Origin of the sequence: Salipiger bermudensis (genome assembly GCF_020171625.1) — a bacterium.
GTDB classification, from domain to species: Bacteria; Pseudomonadota; Alphaproteobacteria; order Rhodobacterales; family Rhodobacteraceae; genus Salipiger; species Salipiger bermudensis_B.
Genome location: NZ_JAIUZY010000004.1, coordinates 572,031 through 591,088 on the forward strand (window position 1 = coordinate 572,031; position 19,058 = coordinate 591,088).

Genomic DNA, 19,058 nt, shown 5'->3' on the forward strand with positions numbered 1-19,058 from the left:
CTGACGTCACGCGGGAGCACTCCCTCTCAGGCCCACCCCTTATGCGTCAGGGTCGAAATGCGGCTCGAGCCCAACGCCAAAGGCCGGGACGCCACCGGGCTGCTCGGCGGCGCGGCTTTCGAAGTCCTTGGCCACGTCCTCGACCCGGATCTCGGCGAACTGCGCCAGCAGGTGCGCCTCCGCCTCGCGCAGCGATGCGTCGAGCCTGCTGTCCACCGCCTGTTCGACCAGACAGGCGGACGGATCCGCGGTGGGACCGATGTTGAACAGGGGCGGCGCGCCGACGGCCTCGTACACGTCCCGCAGCGTGACCTCGCTCAGCGGGCGGGCCAGTTTCCAGCCGCCGCCATGCCCCTTCTCCGACGTGACGATGCCCCTCTCGCGCAGCCCGCCCATCATCCGGCGCACCACCACCGGATTGGTCGAGATCATCTTCGAGATCTGCTCCGACGTCGCGAGCGTCACATGGCGGTCCATGTGGATGAGCACGTGAAGCATACGGGACAGGCGCAGGTCGCGGGGCATTGGGGGGATCCTCTCTCAATGCCGGCTCTCTAGCACGCATCACGCAACACTCCAAGTTCCGTGTCTTGCGCCCCCTTATCGAATCACGTAACTCGCCGTGTTGCGTTAAGCCAAATGGAGGGTCCTCACATGGATCACGACGTCATCATCATCGGCGGCAGCTTCGCCGGGCTTTCGGCCGCCATGCAGCTGGCACGCGCCCGGCGGAACGTGCTCGTGCTCGACACCGGAGCGCCGCGCAACCGTTACGCGGCCGCCTCGCACGGCTTTCCCGGCCAGGATGGCAAACGCCCCGCGCACATCAGGGGCGCGCTGCGTGTCGAGCTTGACGCCTATCCCACGGTGACATTCCTAGATGCCGAGGCGGTGCAGGCGTCCCGTCAGGGAGCCGGCTTCCACCTGTCGCTCGCAGCCGGAGATGCGCTCACAGCCAAGCGGCTGATCCTCGCCTACGGTGTGCGCGACACGCTGCCGGACCTGCCGGGTCTGTCCGAGCGCTGGGGCACGGGCGTGCTGCATTGCCCGTACTGCCATGCCTATGAACTAAACCGGCAACCCGTGGGCGTTTTGGCGAGAAGCGAGATGGCGATGCATCAGGCGATGCTGCTGCCCGACTGGGGGCCGACGACGCTCTTCACGCAAGGCGCCTTCGCGCCAACCCCGGAGCAACGCCATACGCTGGCCGACCGGGGCGTCATGATCGAAGACACGCCGATAGCGTCCCTCTTTGGGCCTGCGCCGGCGCTCGAGGCGGTGCGGCTGGCCGATGGGCGCGAGATCCCCATCGCGGCGCTGTTCACCGCCCCGCAGACCACCCCGGCGAGCGACCTTGCCACCTCGCTCGGCTGCGAGTCGACGGACGGCCCGAGCGGCCCCTACCTCGCCGTCGACGCGATGCAGATGACGAACGTTCCGGGCGTGTTCGCGGCGGGCGATGTCGCCACCCCGGCGGCCAACGCGACGCTGGCCGCGGCGGCAGGCGTGATGGCCGGGGTCGCCGCGCACCGGTCGCTGATCTTCGATCCCGATCTGACGGGTGCGGGCTGAAGGCGAACACTAAGGCCGTCCGAGACCATCCGGAACGGCATCTGCGCCGAGGGCCCGCAGACCTCGTCTGGCAGCTTCGGGCTGACGCGCTCACAGTTCCCGAGGTCCTGACGCGTCGGCGCGGCGCTGGGGCTTGGATGCGCCAAAAGCGACGATCCGTCTGGCGCGCTCGCCGGGAGCAGTTTCGCCGCTGCATCTCCAGCTTACCACCATCCGCTCACGGGCGGATGGTGGTGAGCTGGTCGTCACGCGCGCGCCGCTCCGTGATCGAGCCTCCGCTGGACAGCCGGAGCGCCGCCCGCCGCGCCACAGGCGGCTCGTGCCTTCCGCCCTCTCAAGCCCCCCCGGGCCTGAGGTCAGGTTTCCGGCGGCGGCGTTGCGGCGGGTGCGCCCATGTTCATGGCGACCTCTGCCCCGCCATAGCCCGCGATCAATGCGTCCTGATCGGCGAAGGCGAGCTCGTTCATCGCTGCCGGATCGCAAATCGCGTTCAGCGCGGCATAGAGGTCGGCCAGCGCCTCGGCACAGGCGGGATCCGCCGCGCGGTTGGTGATCTCCTCCGGGTCGGCCTCGAGGTCGAAAAGCTCCGGCGCGAACCCGTGGTAGTGGATCAGCTTCCACCGCCCCTTGCGCAGCATGTAGGCCCCCGAGACCGCGCCCACCGCGTGATACTCGGAAAAGATCACGCGCTCCGGCTCCGGTTCGCGGCTGGCGATGTCGAACAGGCTCTCGCCGGGCCGGTCGCCTTCGAGGGTCGCTCCGAAATGGTCGATGATCGTCTGCGAGACGTCGAGCAGGCTGACCGGCGTGGCGCAGGTGCTGCCACGATGCCCCTCGGGCACTGCAGGCCCGGCGACGATCATCGGCACGGCGACCGATTCCTCGTACATGTTCGACTTGCCCCACAGCCCGCGCGCGCCGACGTTGTCGCCGTGATCCGAGGTGTAGATCACCATGGTGTCCTCGAGCTGGCCGTTGGCCTCCAAGGCCTCCATCAGCTTGCCGATGTTGTCGTCGAGAAAACTGCACAGCGCAAAGTAGCACCGCGCCGCCAGCAGCCGCTCGTCATGGCTCTCGAAGCCGTCGTCGCCGGTCAGCGCCTCGTTCTGCTTCTGCACCCACGGGTGGTTCTCGAAGCCGTCCAGCGTGTGCAGCTTGAAGGGCGGCAGGCTCTCGACCGGGTACATGTCGAGATACTCTTGCGGCACGATCAGTGGAAAGTGCGGCGCGACCAGCCCGACATACAGACACCACGGGTCGTTGCCCGCGTCGGCCAGCCAGTCCGCGGTCCGAGAGACCACGGCCTGGTCGTAGCGGGTGTAATTGCTCTCGCCGGGGCCAATATAGGGCCCGAGCATCCGGCCCTCCTTGCGCACGCGCTCGTCCTCGCGCCGAAGCGAGCCCCAGACCATGCCGACCCCGCCCGCGACCTGCATCGGGATGTGTTCGACGTCGAAGCCCGCCGGGTCCTCGTCGCTGCGGTAATGCAGCTTGCCGATGGACTCGACGCGGATGCCCTTGTCCTGCAGCGCATGGCCCCAGCCGCGCGGCTTGCCGGTATAGGGCATGGCGTTGTCCCACAGGCGGATGTCATGCACGTAGCGCCCGGAGGCAAAGGCCGCCCGCGCCGGCACGCAGATCGGCGACGGCGTGTAGGCATCGGTGAAGCGGATGCCCCGCGCCGCCAGCCTGTCGAGGTTGGGCGTCTTCGCGAGCGGATGCCCGGCGCAGGACAGCGCCCGCGCCTGGTGCTCGTCGGACATGATGACGAGAAGGTTCTTCGAGCGGGTCATGTATCGGTTCCAGTTGGTATGTCGGTGGTCTCGGCCGCGATGCTGAGCTTTTGTAGGGCCGGTCGGATGAGCGCGCGTTCTTCCGGGGACAGGGCCTGCATGAGATACTCATTGCGTGCGCTCAGCACTGGCGTCAGGCGATCGAGCGCCGCGCGGCCTTCGCCGGTCAGCGCCAGCCGGAACTGCCGCCGGTCGACGGGATGGTCGAGCACCTCGACCAGACCGCGGGCCTGCAACTGGGTGACGGTCTTGGAAAACTGGCTTTTGTCGAACCCCAGAACCTTGCGGATCGCGGTCGAGCCATCGGCGGCGTCCATGCCGATCACCCGGATGATCCGCCATTGCGGCAGCGTCAGGTCGCCGTGTTGCGCGATCAGCGCGCGGGCCTGCGCCCCGAGCTTTATCTGCAACTGATGGATCATGAAACTCAGCGGAAACGCCGCTTCGATCCGGGCCACGGCCTCGGCATCGTCCTTTTCCTCACTTAGCACGTCGTGTCCTCCCATTGCGGCCAAGGCTTTGCCGGTTTGGCGGACTTGTCAACCTTATCGTTGACTTTTCCACCTTGCCGAGTCAGCGTCGAGGCATAAAGGGAGGACACCATGACCCACTTCTTCAAGCCGCTCCTCGCGGCCGCGACCCTGTGCGCCACGGCCATCACGACCCCGACCGCCACGCTGGCAGACGAGTGGACCCCGCCCGGGCCGATCACCATGTATGTGGGCTTTGCCGCCGGGGGCGGCGCGGACACGCAGGCCCGCCTGATCGCCCAGGGCCTCGAGGAGAAATTCGGCTGGACCGTCATCCCGCAGCAGGCACCGGGCAACTCCGGGCTGAACCTCGCGGCAGAACTGGCGAAGGCCCCGGCGGATGGCACCGCGATCGGCATGGTGGTGTCGGAGACCCTGTCCTATTCCTCGCAGGCCGCCGGTGACCCGGCCTTCGACTACGAGAATTTCACCTCGCTCGCCACCACGGCAGAGTTCCAGCTTGGGCTCGTGGCCATGGCGAACGGGAATTTCGACAGCTGGGACAAGGTGATGGGCGCGGCCGAGGCCGGCACGCCGATCCGCTTTGCCGCCGCCTCCGACCGTCACGCGGACATGGCATGGCATCTCGGCCAGCAGGTCGGCATCGACTTCAACATCGTCGAAGTGCGCGGCGGCAAGGGTGTCATGGACGGTCTGCGCGGCGGCGACGTGGACATCGGCTGGGTCGCGGGCGCGCAGTCCGGACCGGTGCAGCAGGGCGAGATGGTCAACATCGCGCGCGGCATCGAGTCCCCGCTGGCCAACAGTCCCGATGCACCGATGATCACCGAGCTGGGCAGCGACTACCTGCTCGACGGCTACTTCATGTTCATCGCGCCGGGCGATCTCGATCCGGCCGCCCGCGAGGCGCTCGGCGAGGCGATCCGCGACGTGGCCGAGGACAGCGAAACCGACGCGAACGGCCTGCTGAGCAAGGCCTTCGGCGGGCCGGCGGTGCGCACCGGCGACGATCTCGACAGCTACATGACCAAGGCCAATGCCGAGGCGGCCGAGCTGATCAAGGCGGTCTCGGAATAACCCCGCGCGCCGGAGCCTCGCCGTGCGACACCCGTCCTTCAGGCTGACCCCGAGCCGTGCGCTCGGGGCGGTCGTGCTCGTCCTCGCCGTCCTCGCGCTGCTGGTCTGGGTGCCCAATGACACGGCCTCCGGCTACGTGGTCTCGAAACGCGGGCGGGTCTCCATCGGTGATGCCATGGCGCCCGCGCTGGCCTTCGGCCTGCTTGCGCTGTCCGGCCTGCTCATCCTCTGGGAGACGCGAAACTTCGACGCGCCGGGGCAGTCCGACAGGCGCGGCCCCGCCCTTCTCGCGGTGATGCTGGGGATTTGCGCGGCGGCCCTGACGGTGATGATCTGGGCGGGTCCGCTGGCGGTGGCGCTGCTCAACCCGGACGAGACCTACCGGAATCTCCGCGACGCCGCCCCGTGGAAACACATCGGTTTCGTCGTCGGAGGCACGGGGCTGGTGACGGGCCTCATCACCCTCGTCGAGCATCGCTATTCATGGGCCGCGCTGGCCATCGGGCTGGCGACGGTGCTCGTGCTGATCGGGGCCTTCGACCTCGCCTTCGACGACCTTCTCCTGCCTCCGAACGGTGACCAATGACCGACCTGCTGAATTACATCGGCCTCGGCATCATGGCCGTGCTGAACGGCCCTGCCCTGTTCGAGATCGGCGGTATCGGCCTGCCGGTCGCGCTGGTGATGCTGGCGGCGGGGCTGTTCACCGGCATCGCCGTCGGCGCGACGCCGGGCCTTGCGGGACCGATGGCCATGGCGATCTCGCTGCCGCTGCTGATCTCGGCCTTCGGCTTCACGCCGGACGCCCTGCTGCCGGTCTTTGCCTTCCTGATCGGCATCATGAAGGGTGCCACCCTCGGCGGGGCGGTCCCGGCGATCCTCTTCAACCTGCCCGGCACGCCGGACGCGATGATGACCACGCTCGACGGTCACCCCATGGCGCGCAACGGCCAGCCGCGCCGGGCCCTGCGGATCGCACAGCTCTCTTCCGTGGCCGGAGACAGCTTCTCCGACATCGTGCTCTTCGTCTGCGCGCCCTTCCTCGCCGTGGTGGTCGAGAGCTACCTCGATCTGCCGGAGAAAACCGCGCTGCTGATCCTGTCGATCTCCTTCATCGCGGCGGTGATGGGGGCGTCCGTGGGCAAAGGGCTGCTCTCCGTCGGGCTTGGCCTGATCGTCGCCTATATCGCGTCGGGCAACGACCTGACGCCGCGCCTGACCATGGGGTTCGACGCGCTGGATGCGGGCGTGCCGCTGATCGCCGCCATCCTCGGGGTGCTGATCGTCGGCGAGATCTTCGCCACGCTGGAGACGCTCTGGCGCAACAACCGGGCACTCGACGTCAAGACCGAGACGCACGGCACGGCGCAGGATGGCCTCGCCCCCGGTGACCTGAAGCGCATCACCCCCGTCGTCGTCAGAGGCGCCCTCATCGGCACGGTCATCGGTGCGCTTCCCGGCGTCGGTTCGACCCTCGCGGCGACGCTCTCCTACTCGCTCGGCGCACGCCGGGCCAGGCGGATTGCCGGTGCGCAGCCCTTCGGCAGCGGGGCGCCCGAAGGCATCGCCGCGACCGAAGCCGCCAATTCGGCCGTTTCGGGCGCGAACCTGATCCCGGTGCTGTCGCTCGGCATTCCCGGCAACGCGGCGGCGGTGTTCCTCATCCTCGCGGCGGACAGCATCGGCGGCTTCAACCCCGGCCCGGCGGTCTTTGCCATGCCCGAGGGCGAGACCAACCCGCAGCTCGTCGTGGCCTTCGGCATCTTCACCCTGATGGCCATCGGCAACCTGCTGAACTGGACCGTCGGCGGGGCCGTGATGCGGTCGATGAGCGTGCTGGCCCGGGTGCCCGCGACGCGGCTGCTGCCCGTGGTCCTGCTTGTCTCGCTCACCGCGATCTACGTGCAGGAGACCTCGATGTTCGCGGTCTGGGCGACGCTGGCCTTCGGCGTGCTGGGCTACGGGATGCGCAGGCTTGCGGTGCCGGTTCTGCCCTTCGTCATCGCCTTCATCCTCGCCGGTCCGCTGGAGCGCAGCGCGCGCGAGGCCTTCTCCGCCACCGGGGCGGACCCGTGGTTCCTGTTCTCCAGCCCCACCTCGGTGATCCTGTTGCTGATGGCCGTGGCGGCGCTGATCTTTCTCGGGCGCGACGGCTAGGGCGGCACCCGCAGCGAAGCTCTGGCATGGTCGCGGTCGGCTTGAACCGGGGACGGACCTTCGCCGCATCTCCCATGAGCGGCGACAGTGCGGACCAAGCTGCCCTTCCACGCGACGTCTCGAAGGTCTACGTTTGGGGACACAGGATCAACACTCTGCCCCAGCGGTGCGCAAGATGGCTGAACTCACCAAAAAGGAAATCACTCGAGCGAACCGCGCTGCATGGAACGCGTCTGCACCTTTGCACGGAGAAGGAAAAGACTGGGAGCAGCTTCTCGAAAATGCCGGCCATCCCGGCTTTTCGGTCCTCGACCCGTTCCTGACGGCCACGCTGGACGGGCTTGACCTCAAGGGCAAGACCGCTGTGCAAATTGGCTGCAACAACGCCCGTGAGTTGATTTCCCTCGCCTCGCTGGGGATCCAGCCCGAAATGGGGATCGACCAAGCGAGCGGCTTTCTGGTCCAGGCCAGGAAACTCGCAGACGCCGCCGGCCTCGACCTGCGCCTGCTTGAGGCGGACATTTACGACCTGCCTTCGGATGTCGGCCAGTTCGACCTCGCCCTCATTACCATAGGCGTTCTCAACTGGATGCCGGACTTGCCGGAGTTCTTCCGTATTACATCCCGTCTGCTCGCACCGGGCGGGCGGCTGGTCATCTACGAAACGCATCCGTTTATGGAGGTCTTCGATCCGGCAAGTAAGACACCGTTTGAGCCTGCTTTCAGCTATTTCGAGCGTCAGCCACAGGCGTTGACCGAAGCGATCAGCTATGACGGCAAAGATCACGGTGAGGGGGAAACGGGTTACTGGTTCATTCACCCCCTCGGCGAGATCATTACCGCGTGCGCCCAGTCCGGGCTCGGCATCGCCGAACTGAGAGAATACGGGCACACCATTCGCGAGCCGGAGTATGACATTTACGAGAAACGCGCGGCTCAAATTCCAATGAGCTATTGCCTCGTCGCTCAGAAAGCGCAGAGCGCCTAGGGTCGACAGCTGCCTTTTGATCGCCGCGCAGCGTTCGAGGCGTTGGGCGCGCTCCCGACCGTCGCCGCGCGATGCCTGACCGGCAGTTTCGGGCGCCGGCGAATGCCACCTGGCCCGCGAGAGGGCGTTGTTGCGCAAAGGTCGAGCGAAGGAGACATCGCTTGAATCCAGTGTGGGAGCGCCCCCGTATGATCAGACCGATCCCGCCGAGCGACAAGACCAAGAACCGGCAGACCTTCCCCCCGGCTTCGGCGCCGACGGTTTCCGGGATCGCGGACCGACCTCGGCGAGATTTTGGCCGGTCTGCAAGTGGGTCCGTAACGCCTGCGCGGCGCAAATTGCGAAGGGGCGCTCAGGCCGGGTCGAAGAATTCCGGGCGCAGGGCGGCGACACGCTTGAGGTCGTCGAGCACGCCGCGCAGATGGTTGCGGATCGCGGTTTCGGCTGCGGTCTCGTTGCCTGATGCGATGGCATCGACGATGTCGCGGTGCTGCTCGACCAGATGTTCGAGCGGGAATTCCTCCACGGTCAGATGGCGCACCCTGTCCATGTGCATCTTGATCTGCTGGATGTGCGACCAGACCGCCTCACGCCCGGCGGCGGCGGCGAGTGCCTGGTGGAACCGTTCGTCGAGCGCGACGAAACCACGTCCGCCCGTTGCGAGGTGTTCCTCCTGGACGGCGATCTCGGCGCGGAGCGTGTCGAGCGCCGCCGCATCGGCGCGGCGGGTCGCGAGGCGGACGATATCGGCCTCCACCGCTTCGCGCACGAACTGCGATTGCGTGACCTCGAACAGGTTGATCTTGCACACATAGGTGCCGCGCTGCGGGCGGATCTCGACCAGCCGTTCGGTGCCGAGCTTGATGAAGGCCTCGCGCACGGGCTGGCGCGACAGGCCGTAGCCCGCGGCGATCTCCTGCTCCGACAGGCGCGTGCCCGGAGGCAGGGCGCCGGTGACGATCCGCGCCCTGAGGTCGGTCATCAGCTGGGCGCCGATGGGCGCGGTGGCTTCGAGGGTCGCGATCTTGTCCATGGCCCGAATGTACCCTGCGCCTCGGGCAATGCCAATACGCACATACTACCATACTTGTAATCAATGCGATTCGCGTCTAACACGGTGAGGCAAGAGGAGGAGACAACATGCGTCAGACCTGGCGTTGGTTCGGCCCGCAGGACGGGGTTGGCATCGCGGATATGCTTCAGGCCGGGGTGGAGGGCGTCGTTTCGGCGCTGCATCACGTGCCGACAGGCGCAGCCTGGACCCGCGAGGAGATCGCCCGCCGGCAGGAGGAGATCGCCGCCCTGCCCGATGGCAGCGGCTCGGGTCTTGCCTGGGAGGTGGTCGAAAGCCTGCCGGTCTCCGAGGACATCAAGAAGCAGTCGGGCGACTGGCGCGCGCATCTCGACAACTACCGCGAGAGCCTGCGCAATCTGGCGGCGGCTGGCATCGAAGTGCTGTGCTACAACTTCATGCCGGTGCTCGACTGGACACGCACGGATCTTGCCTGGCGGGTGCGGCACGGCGGCACGGCGATGCGCTTCGATCTCATAGATTTTGCCGCCTTCGACATTCACATCCTGCGGCGCCCCGGCGCGCGGGAGTCCTTCGACGGCGCCATCGCCGACGCGGCGGACCGGCGCTTTTCCGACATGCCCGAGGCGCGGCGCGCGCAACTGGCGGGGAACGTGGTCTTCGGCCTGCCCGGCGCAGCGGAACGATTCAGCCTCGACGACGTGCGGGCGCATCTGGCGCAATATGCGGATATGTCGCCGGACACCCTGATGCAGCATCACGTCGACTTCCTGTCCGAGGTGGTGCCAGAGGCCGAGCGGCTCGGCATCCGCATGTGCTGCCATCCCGACGATCCGCCCTTCCCGCTTCTGGGTCTCCCCCGCGTGATGAGCACCGAGGCCGATTACCGCGCGCTGCTCGACGCGGTGCCCTCGCCGTCGGCAGGGATCACGCTGTGTTCCGGCTCGCTCGGCGCGCGCGAGGACAACGACCTCCCGGGCATGATGCGGCGGCTCGGCGACCGGGTGCATTTCCTGCACCTGCGCAATGTCACGCGCGAGACCGAGGGCACGCCCTGCTCCTTCCACGAGGCCGAGCATCTGGGTGGCGGCACCGACATGGTCGCCTTGATCGCGGCGGTGCTGGAGGAAGAGGAAAAGCGGCGCGCGGCAGGTCGGGCCGACGTGTCGATCCCGTTCCGCCCCGATCACGGGCAGGACATCCTCGACGATCTCAAGCGGCAGGCACAGCCGGGCTATCCCGCCATCGGGCGGCTCAAGGGGCTGGCCGAGCTGCGCGGCATCGCCACGGCCCTGTCCCATCCGGTTGCGAGGGCGTCATGACCCGGCTGAGCCTGAACAGCGTGAAAGCGCAGCGCTACGACCCCGTAGCGCATGGCATCGGGGTGCTGCATATCGGGCTCGGGGCCTTTCACCGGGCGCATCAGGCGGTCTGCACCGATGACGCCTTGGCGGCGCACGGCGGTGACTGGCGGATCTCGGCGGTGAGCCTGCGTTCGGTGGAGACGGTGGATGCACTTGCGGCGCAGGACGGTCTTTATACCCTGATCGAGCGCGGCGCCGAGGGAGACCATGCTCGCGTCATCGCCGCGATCTCCGAGACGCTGGCCGCGGCGCGCGGCATTGCGCCCGTGTTGGACCGCTTGGCCGATCCGGCGGTGAAAGTGGTCACGCTGACCGTGACCGAGAAGGCCTATGGCATCGACCGCGCCGCGATGGACATCGACCCTGAGCACGCGGCGGTGGCGCATGATCTTGCGCATCCCGATGCGCCGCAGGGCGTGCTCGGGCTGCTGGTGCTGGGGCTGAAGCAGCGGCGCGCCGAGGGGCATCCGCCGCCGGCGATCCTGTGCTGCGACAACCTGCCCGACAATGGCGCGCTGCTGCGCGCGGGCGTGGTCGGCTTCGCGCGGCGCTGCGATCCTGAGCTGGCCGACTGGATCGCTGCCGAGGTCGCCTTTCCCGCCTCGATGGTCGACCGCATCACCCCCGCCGCGACCGAGGAAACGGTGGCGCTTGCGGCGCGTCTCACCGACCTCGAAGATCCCGCCGCCATCGAGACCGAGCCGTTCTTTCAGTGGGTGATCGAGGATCATTTCCCGCTGGGTCGCCCGGCGTGGGAGGCCGGCGGCGCGATCTTTGCACCCGATGTGGCCCCGTTCGAGCGGATGAAGCTGCGGATGCTGAACGGGGCGCATTCGCTGATCGCCTATGCCGGGTTCCTGTCGGGGCATGTCTATGTGCGCGACGCGATGGCGGATGCCCCGCTGGCGGCGCTGGTCGACCGGCACATGCGCGCCGCTGCAGCGACGGTCGGCTCGCTCGACGGGATCGACCTCGATGCGTATCGCGTGGCACTGATCCAGCGCTTCGCAAACCCGGCCATCGCGCATCAGACCTACCAGATCGCCATGGACGGGTCCGAGAAGATCCCCCAGCGCATCTTTGCCCCCGCGCTCGACGCGCTGGCGGCGGGGCAGGATTTGGCGCCCTTTGCCTTCGCGGTGGCGGCGTGGCTGCGCTACGCACGTGGGCAGGCCGAGGATGGGACGGCCTATGCGCTGCGCGATCCGCGCGAGGCCGAGCTGACCGCCGCCGCACAGGGCGATGCGGCACAGGTGGTGCAGGCCATGGCGGCGCTGCCGGGGCTGTTTCCCGATCCGCTGAAGGGCGATTTCCTGACCATCATCGAAGAGCGTCTGCACGTGATGCTGACAGATGGCATGGCGGCGGCCATCGCGGCGGAGGCGGCGTGACAGGCCACGCACCCTCCAGCTTCGCGGCGCTGCTGCGCGGCTGGACGCGGCTGGCGCTCGCGGAGGGCGGCGGCCCCGCCCCGGTCGTCGAGGCGCTCGGGCAGACCGGTCCGCGCAGCGCGCTGACGCAATGCCGGGCGGTGGTCACGCTGGCCCATGTCGGGCGGCTCGCGGGAGACCCCGAGCTGGTCGCGGCGGCGCTGCGGGTGCAGGGGTTCGTTGCGGCGCATATGACGGACGGCGGCGTCATCGCGACCGTGGCCGAAGACGGCACGCCAGTGGACACCCGCCGCCGCAGCTATGACCAATGCTTTGCGCTGCTGGCCCTCGCCGAGCTGAATGCGGTCGATCCCGTCGCCACGCCTGAGACAGAGCTCGACGCGCTCTGCGGCTTCGTCGAGGCCGAGCTTCTCGACAGCACCGGCGTGCTGCGCGACGACGATGGCCCCGAAACGGGGCGGCGGGCGCAGAACCCGCAGATGCACATGCTCGAGGCGCTGTTTGCCGCCTATCAGGCCACCGGCAACGAGGTCTGGCTGACCCGCGCCGAACAGCGCATCGCCATCGCCGAGCGTCATTTCATCGACCCTGCCACCGGAGCGGTGCGCGAGTTCATCGGGGCCGATCTGCTCCCCCTGCCCGGCCCTGAGGGCGCGCGGCGCGAACCGGGGCACCAGTACGAATGGGCCTGGCTGCTGCACCGCTACGCCGACCTCTCGGGCGACGACGCCCCGCGCAGTCTCGCGCGCCGGATGCAGCAGTTCGCGGACACCCACGGGGTGCGCCGGGGTGGCCCGCTGGACGGCGCGCCCTTCGATGCGCTCGACGCCGAGGGCCGCGTCACCGAAGACACTCACCTGCTCTGGCCACTGACAGAAGCAGGCAAGCTCTACGCACAACTCGGAGATCCTGCCGCGCAGCGCATGGCAGAGCTGATCTTCGACCGCTACTTCACCCCCGGCGCGCTGCGCTGGGTCAACCAGCTCGACGGGAACGGCACCGTCACGTGGGATGCGGCGCTCAGCCGCCTGCTCTACCATGTGGCATATTTCGTCACCGAGGGAGACCGCGCCGGACTCTGGCGCCTCACCGGGCCCGACGGGCAGCCCGGCGCGCAGGACCATATTGCCCCGTCATCCATCAAGGAGGAGGAAACCCCATGCAACTGATGTCTCGCATCACCCTGTCGGCCATTGCCATGCTCACGGCCTCGACGGCGTTCGCCGCCGATTACACGCTGGCGCTGTCCACGTCGCAGCCGCTAACCGATCCGCTGGTGATCGCCATGCAGGGCGCGAAGGAGAAGATCGAGGAGCGCACCGACGGTCGGCTCGAGGTCGTCATCTATCCCAGCTCGCAGCTCGGCGAGGACAACGATGTGCTCGAGCAGATCCGGGGCGGCGCACCGATCGCGGTTCTGGTCGACGCGGGCCGTCTTGCGCCCTTCCAGAAGGAACTGGGCATCCTGTCCGCGCCCTACCTCGTGGATGATTACACCGGCTATGCCGAGATCACCGCGTCGCCGGTCTATGACGGCTGGGTGGACGAGCTGGCCGAAGCCTCGGGTCTGCGCCTGATGAACTACAACTGGTTCCAGGGCACGCGCCAGATGTTCACGCAGAAGGAGATCACCAGCCCCGCCGATCTGAGCGGCGTCCGGGTGCGCACCATCGACGCGCCGGGCTGGATCGCCACGATCAACGCCATGGGCGCGACCGCTGCGCCGATGGCCTGGTCCGAGGTCTATTCCGCGATGCAACTGGGGGCCATCGACGGCGCCGAGGCGCAGCTGACCGGGGCCTACGGCATCAAGCTGCACGAGGTCTCGACCAATGTCGCCTTCACCAACCACATCCAGCTCTTCACCGGCTTGGTGACTTCGGACAGCTGGTTCCAGTCGCTGCCCGAGGACATCCGCACCGTGCTCGACGAGGAACTCGCCGCTGCCGGCGATGCCGCGACCGAGGCCACCGTCGCCAAGCTGGAGGAGGTGCAGGCCGAGATGGAAGCGGCGGGCGTCACCTTCAACGAGGTCGACATGGCCCCGTTCCGCGAGGCAACCGCCGGCGTCTACGACGAGCTCGGCCTAGCCGAGGCCCGCGCCGAGCTGCAGCCGTATCTCGGCAACTGAGCAAGCCCACCCCGGCCGCATACCCGCGGCCGGGGACGACGCGCGTAAGGGAGGCGCAACCGTGATGTTCTGGAAGATCTTCGACCGCATCGAGCAGGTGCTGGCGCTGGCCGCCCTCAGCGGCTTGGTGCTCGCGGTGCTGTTTGCCGCCATCGGACGCAGCATCGGCGCGCCGGTGGCCGCCGCGCCGCAATACGCGCAGCTCGCGCTGATCTGGGCCTGTGTCCTGGGCGCCGACATCGCGGCGCGGCAGGGCCAGCACATCCGGGTCAACGCGCTCTACTACATGCTTCCGAACAAGGGACGGGCGGCGGTCTCTCTGCTCTGCCTCGCGCTGGTGCTGCCGTTCCTCGGCTTCATCGCCTGGGAAGGCTGGCTTCTTGCCACCGGCAACTGGGAGCGCGAGCTGGGCGCCTCGGGCCTGTCCTACGGGCTCGTCACGCTGGCGCTGCCGGTCGGCGCGGTGCTGCTGGCGCTGTCCTTCCTCCGCCGCCTCGCCGCCGTGGGGCTGCTCGCGCTCTTCGATCATCTCGAAGACGAAGACACCGATCCCGAAGACCTCGCCGCGGAGGAAGTACTGTGATTTCCGGACTCATCCTTATCGCCGCCCTGCTGCTGATCGCCATCGGGATGCCCGTGGCCTTTGCCATCGGCATCTCCGGCACCGCCTATTTCCTGCTGCCCTCGACCTTCCTGCCGGACTCCACCGCCGTGCAGCGCATCGTCGCCGTCTCGCAGAGCTTCCCCCTGCTGGCGGTGCCGCTGTTCATCCTGCTCGGCAACCTGATGAACGGCTCGGGCATCACCGAGCGGCTGATCCGCCTGTCGACCACGCTGGCAGGCTGGATGCGCGGCGGGCTGGCGCAATCCTCGATCCTGCTGAGCGCGCTGATGGGCGGCGTTTCCGGCTCGGCCGTCGCCGACGCGGCGATGCAGGCGCGGGTGCTGGGCGTGCCGATGGTGCAGCGCGGCTACTCGCCGGGCTTCGCCGGGTCGCTGCTGTCCATCGGCGGGTTGATCACCGCAACCATCCCGCCGAGCCTCGGGCTCATTCTCTACGGCTATCTCGGAGAGGTCTCGATCGGGCGGCTGTTCATCGCGGGGATCGTGCCGGGCGTCCTGCTGACCGTGGCGCTGATGGCGACCACCTCGGCGGTGGCGCGCCGCCGGGGCTATGTGCCCGAGCGCGAGACCCTGCCGACGCTCGCCGAGGTCTGGCGCGATTTCGTCGGCGGCTTCTGGGCGGTGCTCTTCCCGGTCTGGCTGCTGGTCGGCATCCGCTTCGGCTTCTTCACACCGTCCGAGGCCGGCGCCTTCGCCATCGCCTACACCCTCGTCATCGGCATGTTCGTCTATCGCGAACTGACCCCCGCCAAGGTGCTCGCGGCCTTTCGCCAGACCCTGACCGACATCGGGATGATCATGCTCATCATCCTGTTTTCCGGCACCTTCGGCTATGTCATCACCTTCGAGCGCGTGCCGCAGGACATCGCGGAATTCGCGCTGACCGCGATGACCAACCCGACGGTTCTGCTCTTCGTCGTCGCGGGCTTCCTGCTGGTGCTCGGGATGCTGATCGAGGCCACGGTGCTGGTGATGCTGCTGACCCCGATCCTGGTGCCGGTCATCACGGCGGCGGGCATCGACCCGGTGCATTTCGGCCTGGTGATGATGACGCTGGTGACCTTCGGCGGCATGACGCCCCCGGTCGGCGTGTCGATGTTCACCGTCTGCGGCATCCTCGGCTGCTCCTACAAGGATTACACCGTCGAGGCCCTGCCCTTCATCGGCGCGGTGCTGCTGACCGTGGTGGTGATGATCCTCTTCCCGCAGGTCGTCCTGTTCCTGCCCGACTGGCTGATGTGAGGCCCGAATTGCTGCACCCCGACCGCCTGTTCCCCGTCGATCCCGGCACCCGCACCCTGGCCCGCGCGCTCTACGAGACCGTGGCGTCTGCGCCGATCATCTCGCCGCACGGCCACACCGACCCGCGCTGGTGGGGCGAGAACCCGGCCTTCAGCGACCCTGCCGCGCTGTTCGTGACGCCGGATCACTACCTGACCCGGATGCTCACCAGCCAGGGCGTGCCCTTCGAGGCGCTGGGGATCGGTGCGGGGGCCGAAACCGACCCGCGCACCATCTGGCGCACCTTCGCCGAACACTACCACCTGTTCCGGGGCACGCCCTCGCGTCTCTGGGTCGATCATGCGCTGTCCGAGGTCTTCGGCGTCACGCAGCGGCTGAGCCCCGAGACGGCCGATGTCGCCTATGATGCGATCGCCGAGAAGCTGGCGCTGCCGGAGTTCCGCCCCCGCGCGCTTTACGACCGCTTAGGCATCGAGGTGATCGCCACCACCGACAGCGCGCTCGATGATCTGGAGCAGCACCGCAAGGCGCAGGCCTCGGGCTGGACGGGCCGCGTGGTGCCGACCTATCGCCCCGATGCGGTGACCGATCCCGACGTGCCCGGTTTCGTGCAGAACCTCGACCGGCTCGGAGAGCTGACAGGTTGCGATACCGGCACCTGGCAAGGCTATCTCGACGCGCATCGTGCGCGCCGGGCGTTCTTTGCAGAGATGGGCGCGACAGCGACCGACCACGGCCACGCGACGCCGCGCACCGCCGATCTGCCGCGGGCCGAGGCCGAGGCGCTCTATGACCGGCTCCGCGCGGGGCGCGCCGCGCCCGGCGATGCCGAGCTGTTCCGCGCCCAGATGCTGACCGAGATGGCCCGGATGTCCGCCGAGGACGGCCTCGTGATGCAAATCCATTCAGGCTCGTCGCGGAGCCATTCCGACGCCGTGCGGGCGCGCTACGGCACCGACCGTGGCTTCGACATTCCCATCCCCGTCAGCTTCACCGAGGCGCTGCGGCCGATGCTCAACGCCGTGGGCCTGACGCCGGGGCTTCAGATCATCCTCTACACGCTCGACGAGTCCACCTATTCGCGCGAGCTTGCGCCGCTGGCGGGGGTCTGGCCCTGCCTGCTGCTCGGGCCGCCCTGGTGGTTCCAAGACAGCTACGAGGGCATGACCCGTTTCCGCCAGATCGCCACCGAAACCGCCGGGTTCCACAACCTCGCCGGCTTCAACGACGACACGCGGGCGCTGTGCTCTATCCCCGCGCGGCACGACGTGGCACGACGGGTGGATTGCGCGTTCCTCGCGGGGCTGGTGACGACGCACCGACTGGAGGAGGACGAAGCCTTCGAGGTCCTCCCCCTTCTGACCGGCGATCTGGCACGCCGCGCGTTCCGGCTTTAACCGCCATGATCGCAGTGTGCGCCTGACTGGGCTCGGGGCCTCTCCCGACGCCCTCTCCGTTCAAGGGTTGCGCACGGTTCCGGGCGCCGAGCTGAGGTGTCTGGGAAACCAGGTGTTTGATCCCACGGTTTGATGGTGTGATCCTGTCGAAGGAATGGGAGGAAGCCCGATGGGACAGGTTCGTCACGGAAGCGCCACGTACTGTCACCCCGCAGCGGCGTATCGATCCATCTGAATCTGCTCAGGTTAAGCTGCTAATGTGAATGCCTCGGCAGGCGTGCGCATGGCAAGCGCCTGATGAGCGCGGCGGTTGTTATAGAAGCTGATCCAGTCACCGATGAGGCGCATCGCGTGCTGGATGGTCTCAAAACGGTGGCGATGCCCGCATTGCTCCTTCAGCGTCCGGACGAAGCATTCGACCATGCCGTTCTGCTGGGGACAGTGTGGGGGGATGAACTCCTGCTTCAGGCCGTAACTGCGGGCGATCTTGGTGAAGTGGAGGCTGGTGAAGACCAGACCGTTGTCCGACCTCAACAAGAACTCTTTCTCGACCTTGCCCAAAGTGCCGAACCTGGCGATCAGCGCATGCTCGAGGGCGGCGCTGGCGGTCGTGGCTTTGCCGGACTTCGACAGGTGCCAGCCCAGCAACTCGCGGGTGTGGCAGTCGATCACCAATGCCAAGGAAGCCCAGCCGTCCTTGCCCGTCCAGATACGGGCGAGATCCGTCGACCAGCGCTCGTTCGGCGCAGCCGCGACCGACGGCAAGGCCTGGATACGGGGCCGCATGCCCACGGCACGCTTGCGCACCCGTCGCCCGGCGGGCGCATGCGCAGCATGCTGCCGAGAGGGGCCAGCCCTTGATCAGGAAGATCCGCTGCACGGTGTTCTTGTTGAACCCCAAGAGCCAAGCCCCGGTCCGATAGCCAAAGGACGGCTCTTCCTCGATCAGCGTCTTGATCGGCTCGCAAAAGCGGGCCTCGACCTTAGGCGCAGCCTTCACCGGCTTGTGGGACCGTCCCCCTCGGGATGCCGAACCAGGCACGCAGCTTGGCGACCGACACAACGATGCCCTCGGCAATGAGGCCCTGCTGGATGCGACGGATCAATTCCCGTCCTGCGCATCCAGCAGGGCCTGCAGCTTTTTTCGCGCCCGCAGCTCCAGCATCGCCTTTCCATAGGCTTCCTGCAGGTCCCGGAGCTGCTTCTCGTATTGCTCGCGGATGTCGAGCGGGTTGGCGCGCAGCGAGTTCTCCATGCCGCGCTTGGCATCCTCGACCCAGCCCTCGATCTCTGAGGGCGTCAGGTCAAAAGACCGGCAGGCCTCCGACACGGTCGTCTTGCCTTGGATGATCTCGATGACGAGCGCCGTCGTACGCTTCGCCGTCCACCGCTTGATGCTGTCGTCTATCGTCTTACTCATGGCTACGTTCTCCCTTGTAGCATGAGCAGGTTTTCACTGGGTCGATACACCCTTGCGAAGCAAGTTCATCATCGCCCCCGAGCGTTTAGTCTGTCCCTCCGCCCCTTTGAACCTCTTAGCTATTCCAAGGAAACCAAAATGCTCAGGGCAAACCGCAAGTGAATAGCCCCGCGTTTCTTAGACGCCTTCGTATCTCAGTTTTTGCTGCCGCTCGAAGTCGACCGGCGACAGCATTCCGTTCCGGGCGTGTTTGCGCTTCGGGTTGTAGAACATCTCGATGTAGTCGAACACATCCTGCCTGGCCTCTTCGCGTGTTCGGTAGGTCCGTCGCCTGACCCGCTCTCGCTTCAGCAGGTTGAAGAAGCTCTCGGGCGAGAC

Annotated in this window: 19 protein-coding genes; 12 read left to right on the forward strand and 7 right to left on the reverse strand. The window is 67.5% G+C overall.

Features of this window, described 5'->3' with window-relative positions; all coding sequences use genetic code 11:
- Window positions 1–39 precede the first annotated feature (39 nt).
- The gene (locus LCM15_RS09330; RefSeq protein ID WP_224855673.1) at window positions 40–525 is read right to left on the reverse strand and encodes an RrF2 family transcriptional regulator; all 486 of its coding nucleotides are present in this window, start codon (window positions 523–525) and stop codon (window positions 40–42) included.
- 129 nt (window positions 526–654) lie between these two features.
- Here LCM15_RS09330 and LCM15_RS09335 point away from each other — a divergent pair, with 129 nt between their 5' ends.
- Window positions 655–1,572 carry an NAD(P)/FAD-dependent oxidoreductase gene (locus tag LCM15_RS09335; RefSeq protein ID WP_224855675.1) on the forward strand — a complete coding sequence of 306 codons (918 nt, stop codon included), beginning with the start codon at window positions 655–657 and terminating at the stop codon, window positions 1,570–1,572.
- A 356-nt stretch (window positions 1,573–1,928) separates the two neighbouring features.
- Here LCM15_RS09335 and LCM15_RS09340 read toward each other — a convergent pair whose 3' ends face one another.
- Window positions 1,929–3,365 carry a sulfatase-like hydrolase/transferase gene (locus LCM15_RS09340; protein ID WP_224855677.1) on the reverse strand — a complete coding sequence of 479 codons (1,437 nt, stop codon included), beginning with the start codon at window positions 3,363–3,365 and terminating at the stop codon, window positions 1,929–1,931.
- Window positions 3,362–3,823, reverse strand: coding sequence for a MarR family winged helix-turn-helix transcriptional regulator (locus LCM15_RS09345; protein ID WP_224855679.1), 462 nt, complete (start codon window positions 3,821–3,823; stop codon window positions 3,362–3,364). Before LCM15_RS09345 ends, LCM15_RS09340 begins: the two co-directional genes overlap by 4 nt.
- A 144-nt stretch (window positions 3,824–3,967) precedes the next feature.
- On the opposite strand from LCM15_RS09345, the gene LCM15_RS09350 reads away from it, so the two are divergent.
- From LCM15_RS09350 to LCM15_RS09365, 4 genes are all read left to right on the forward strand, one after another.
- Entirely contained in the window at window positions 3,968–4,933 is a 966-nt protein-coding gene (locus LCM15_RS09350; RefSeq protein ID WP_224855681.1) for a tripartite tricarboxylate transporter substrate-binding protein, read from the forward strand.
- Between the two features lie 22 nt (window positions 4,934–4,955).
- Window positions 4,956–5,519, forward strand: coding sequence for a tripartite tricarboxylate transporter TctB family protein (locus tag LCM15_RS09355; RefSeq protein WP_224855682.1), 564 nt, complete (start codon window positions 4,956–4,958; stop codon window positions 5,517–5,519).
- Window positions 5,516–7,090 (forward strand): tripartite tricarboxylate transporter permease, encoded by a 1,575-nt coding sequence (locus LCM15_RS09360; protein WP_224855684.1) that lies wholly within the window; start codon window positions 5,516–5,518, stop codon window positions 7,088–7,090. The genes LCM15_RS09355 and LCM15_RS09360 overlap by 4 nt, the downstream gene beginning before the upstream one ends.
- Window positions 7,091–7,265: 175 nt before the next feature.
- Window positions 7,266–8,078, forward strand: coding sequence for a class I SAM-dependent methyltransferase (locus tag LCM15_RS09365; RefSeq protein ID WP_224855686.1), 813 nt, complete (start codon window positions 7,266–7,268; stop codon window positions 8,076–8,078).
- A 352-nt stretch (window positions 8,079–8,430) separates the two neighbouring features.
- On the opposite strand, the gene LCM15_RS09370 is transcribed toward LCM15_RS09365, so the two are convergent.
- Window positions 8,431–9,111 carry a GntR family transcriptional regulator gene (locus LCM15_RS09370; RefSeq protein ID WP_224855688.1) on the reverse strand — a complete coding sequence of 227 codons (681 nt, stop codon included), beginning with the start codon at window positions 9,109–9,111 and terminating at the stop codon, window positions 8,431–8,433.
- A gap of 107 nt (window positions 9,112–9,218) precedes the next feature.
- Here LCM15_RS09370 and uxuA point away from each other — a divergent pair, with 107 nt between their 5' ends.
- The 7 genes from uxuA to uxaC all read left to right on the forward strand — a co-directional run bounded on the left by uxuA (window position 9,219) and on the right by uxaC (window position 17,260).
- Window positions 9,219–10,433 carry a mannonate dehydratase gene (gene uxuA, locus LCM15_RS09375; RefSeq protein WP_224855690.1) on the forward strand — a complete coding sequence of 405 codons (1,215 nt, stop codon included), beginning with the start codon at window positions 9,219–9,221 and terminating at the stop codon, window positions 10,431–10,433.
- Entirely contained in the window at window positions 10,430–11,866 is a 1,437-nt protein-coding gene (locus LCM15_RS09380) for a mannitol dehydrogenase family protein (RefSeq protein ID WP_224855693.1), read from the forward strand. The genes uxuA and LCM15_RS09380 overlap by 4 nt, the downstream gene beginning before the upstream one ends.
- A complete protein-coding gene (locus LCM15_RS09385) occupies window positions 11,863–13,035 on the forward strand; it encodes an AGE family epimerase/isomerase (protein WP_224855695.1) in 1,173 nt (390 codons plus the stop codon). Before LCM15_RS09380 ends, LCM15_RS09385 begins: the two co-directional genes overlap by 4 nt.
- Window positions 13,026–13,997 carry a C4-dicarboxylate TRAP transporter substrate-binding protein gene (locus LCM15_RS09390; protein WP_224855696.1) on the forward strand — a complete coding sequence of 324 codons (972 nt, stop codon included), beginning with the start codon at window positions 13,026–13,028 and terminating at the stop codon, window positions 13,995–13,997. The genes LCM15_RS09385 and LCM15_RS09390 overlap by 10 nt, the downstream gene beginning before the upstream one ends.
- Before the next feature lie 64 nt (window positions 13,998–14,061).
- Window positions 14,062–14,580, forward strand: coding sequence for a TRAP transporter small permease (locus LCM15_RS09395; RefSeq protein ID WP_224855698.1), 519 nt, complete (start codon window positions 14,062–14,064; stop codon window positions 14,578–14,580).
- A complete protein-coding gene (locus LCM15_RS09400) occupies window positions 14,577–15,863 on the forward strand; it encodes a TRAP transporter large permease (RefSeq protein WP_224855700.1) in 1,287 nt (428 codons plus the stop codon). Before LCM15_RS09395 ends, LCM15_RS09400 begins: the two co-directional genes overlap by 4 nt.
- A gap of 8 nt (window positions 15,864–15,871) precedes the next feature.
- Window positions 15,872–17,260: a glucuronate isomerase gene (uxaC, locus tag LCM15_RS09405; RefSeq protein WP_224855702.1), complete on the forward strand. Its 1,389-nt coding sequence runs from the start codon at window positions 15,872–15,874 to the stop codon at window positions 17,258–17,260.
- A gap of 246 nt (window positions 17,261–17,506) precedes the next feature.
- Here the strand turns inward: uxaC and LCM15_RS09410 are convergent, their stop codons facing one another.
- The 3 genes from LCM15_RS09410 to LCM15_RS09420 all read right to left on the reverse strand — a co-directional run.
- On the reverse strand, window positions 17,507–18,046 hold the full coding sequence (locus tag LCM15_RS09410) for an IS3 family transposase (RefSeq protein ID WP_412103282.1): 540 nt from the start codon (window positions 18,044–18,046) through the stop codon (window positions 17,507–17,509).
- Window positions 18,047–18,362: 316 nt separating this feature from the next.
- Entirely contained in the window at window positions 18,363–18,680 is a 318-nt protein-coding gene (locus tag LCM15_RS09415; protein WP_224855706.1) for a DUF1153 domain-containing protein, read from the reverse strand.
- A 177-nt stretch (window positions 18,681–18,857) separates the two neighbouring features.
- Window positions 18,858–19,058 (reverse strand): IS3 family transposase (locus tag LCM15_RS09420; RefSeq protein ID WP_224855708.1); only part of this gene is annotated, 201 nt, incomplete at its 5' end.

Excerpts from the sequence above, each read along its gene's own strand:
- LCM15_RS09330 (WP_224855673.1), bottom strand. The coding sequence starts at position 525 with ATGCCCCGCGACCTGCGCCTGTCCCGTATGCTTCACGTGCTCATCCAC.
- LCM15_RS09335 (WP_224855675.1), top strand. The coding sequence starts at position 655 with ATGGATCACGACGTCATCATCATCGGCGGCAGCTTCGCCGGGCTTTCG.
- LCM15_RS09340 (WP_224855677.1), bottom strand. The coding sequence starts at position 3,365 with ATGACCCGCTCGAAGAACCTTCTCGTCATCATGTCCGACGAGCACCAG.
- LCM15_RS09350 (WP_224855681.1), top strand. The coding sequence starts at position 3,968 with ATGACCCACTTCTTCAAGCCGCTCCTCGCGGCCGCGACCCTGTGCGCC.
- LCM15_RS09360 (WP_224855684.1), top strand. The coding sequence starts at position 5,516 with ATGACCGACCTGCTGAATTACATCGGCCTCGGCATCATGGCCGTGCTG.
- LCM15_RS09365 (WP_224855686.1), top strand. The coding sequence starts at position 7,266 with ATGGCTGAACTCACCAAAAAGGAAATCACTCGAGCGAACCGCGCTGCA.
- LCM15_RS09370 (WP_224855688.1), bottom strand. The coding sequence starts at position 9,111 with ATGGACAAGATCGCGACCCTCGAAGCCACCGCGCCCATCGGCGCCCAG.
- uxuA (WP_224855690.1), top strand. The coding sequence starts at position 9,219 with ATGCGTCAGACCTGGCGTTGGTTCGGCCCGCAGGACGGGGTTGGCATC.
- LCM15_RS09380 (WP_224855693.1), top strand. The coding sequence starts at position 10,430 with ATGACCCGGCTGAGCCTGAACAGCGTGAAAGCGCAGCGCTACGACCCC.
- LCM15_RS09390 (WP_224855696.1), top strand. The coding sequence starts at position 13,026 with ATGCAACTGATGTCTCGCATCACCCTGTCGGCCATTGCCATGCTCACG.
- LCM15_RS09395 (WP_224855698.1), top strand. The coding sequence starts at position 14,062 with ATGTTCTGGAAGATCTTCGACCGCATCGAGCAGGTGCTGGCGCTGGCC.
- LCM15_RS09410 (WP_412103282.1), bottom strand. The coding sequence starts at position 18,046 with ATGCGGCCCCGTATCCAGGCCTTGCCGTCGGTCGCGGCTGCGCCGAAC.
- LCM15_RS09415 (WP_224855706.1), bottom strand. The coding sequence starts at position 18,680 with ATGAGTAAGACGATAGACGACAGCATCAAGCGGTGGACGGCGAAGCGT.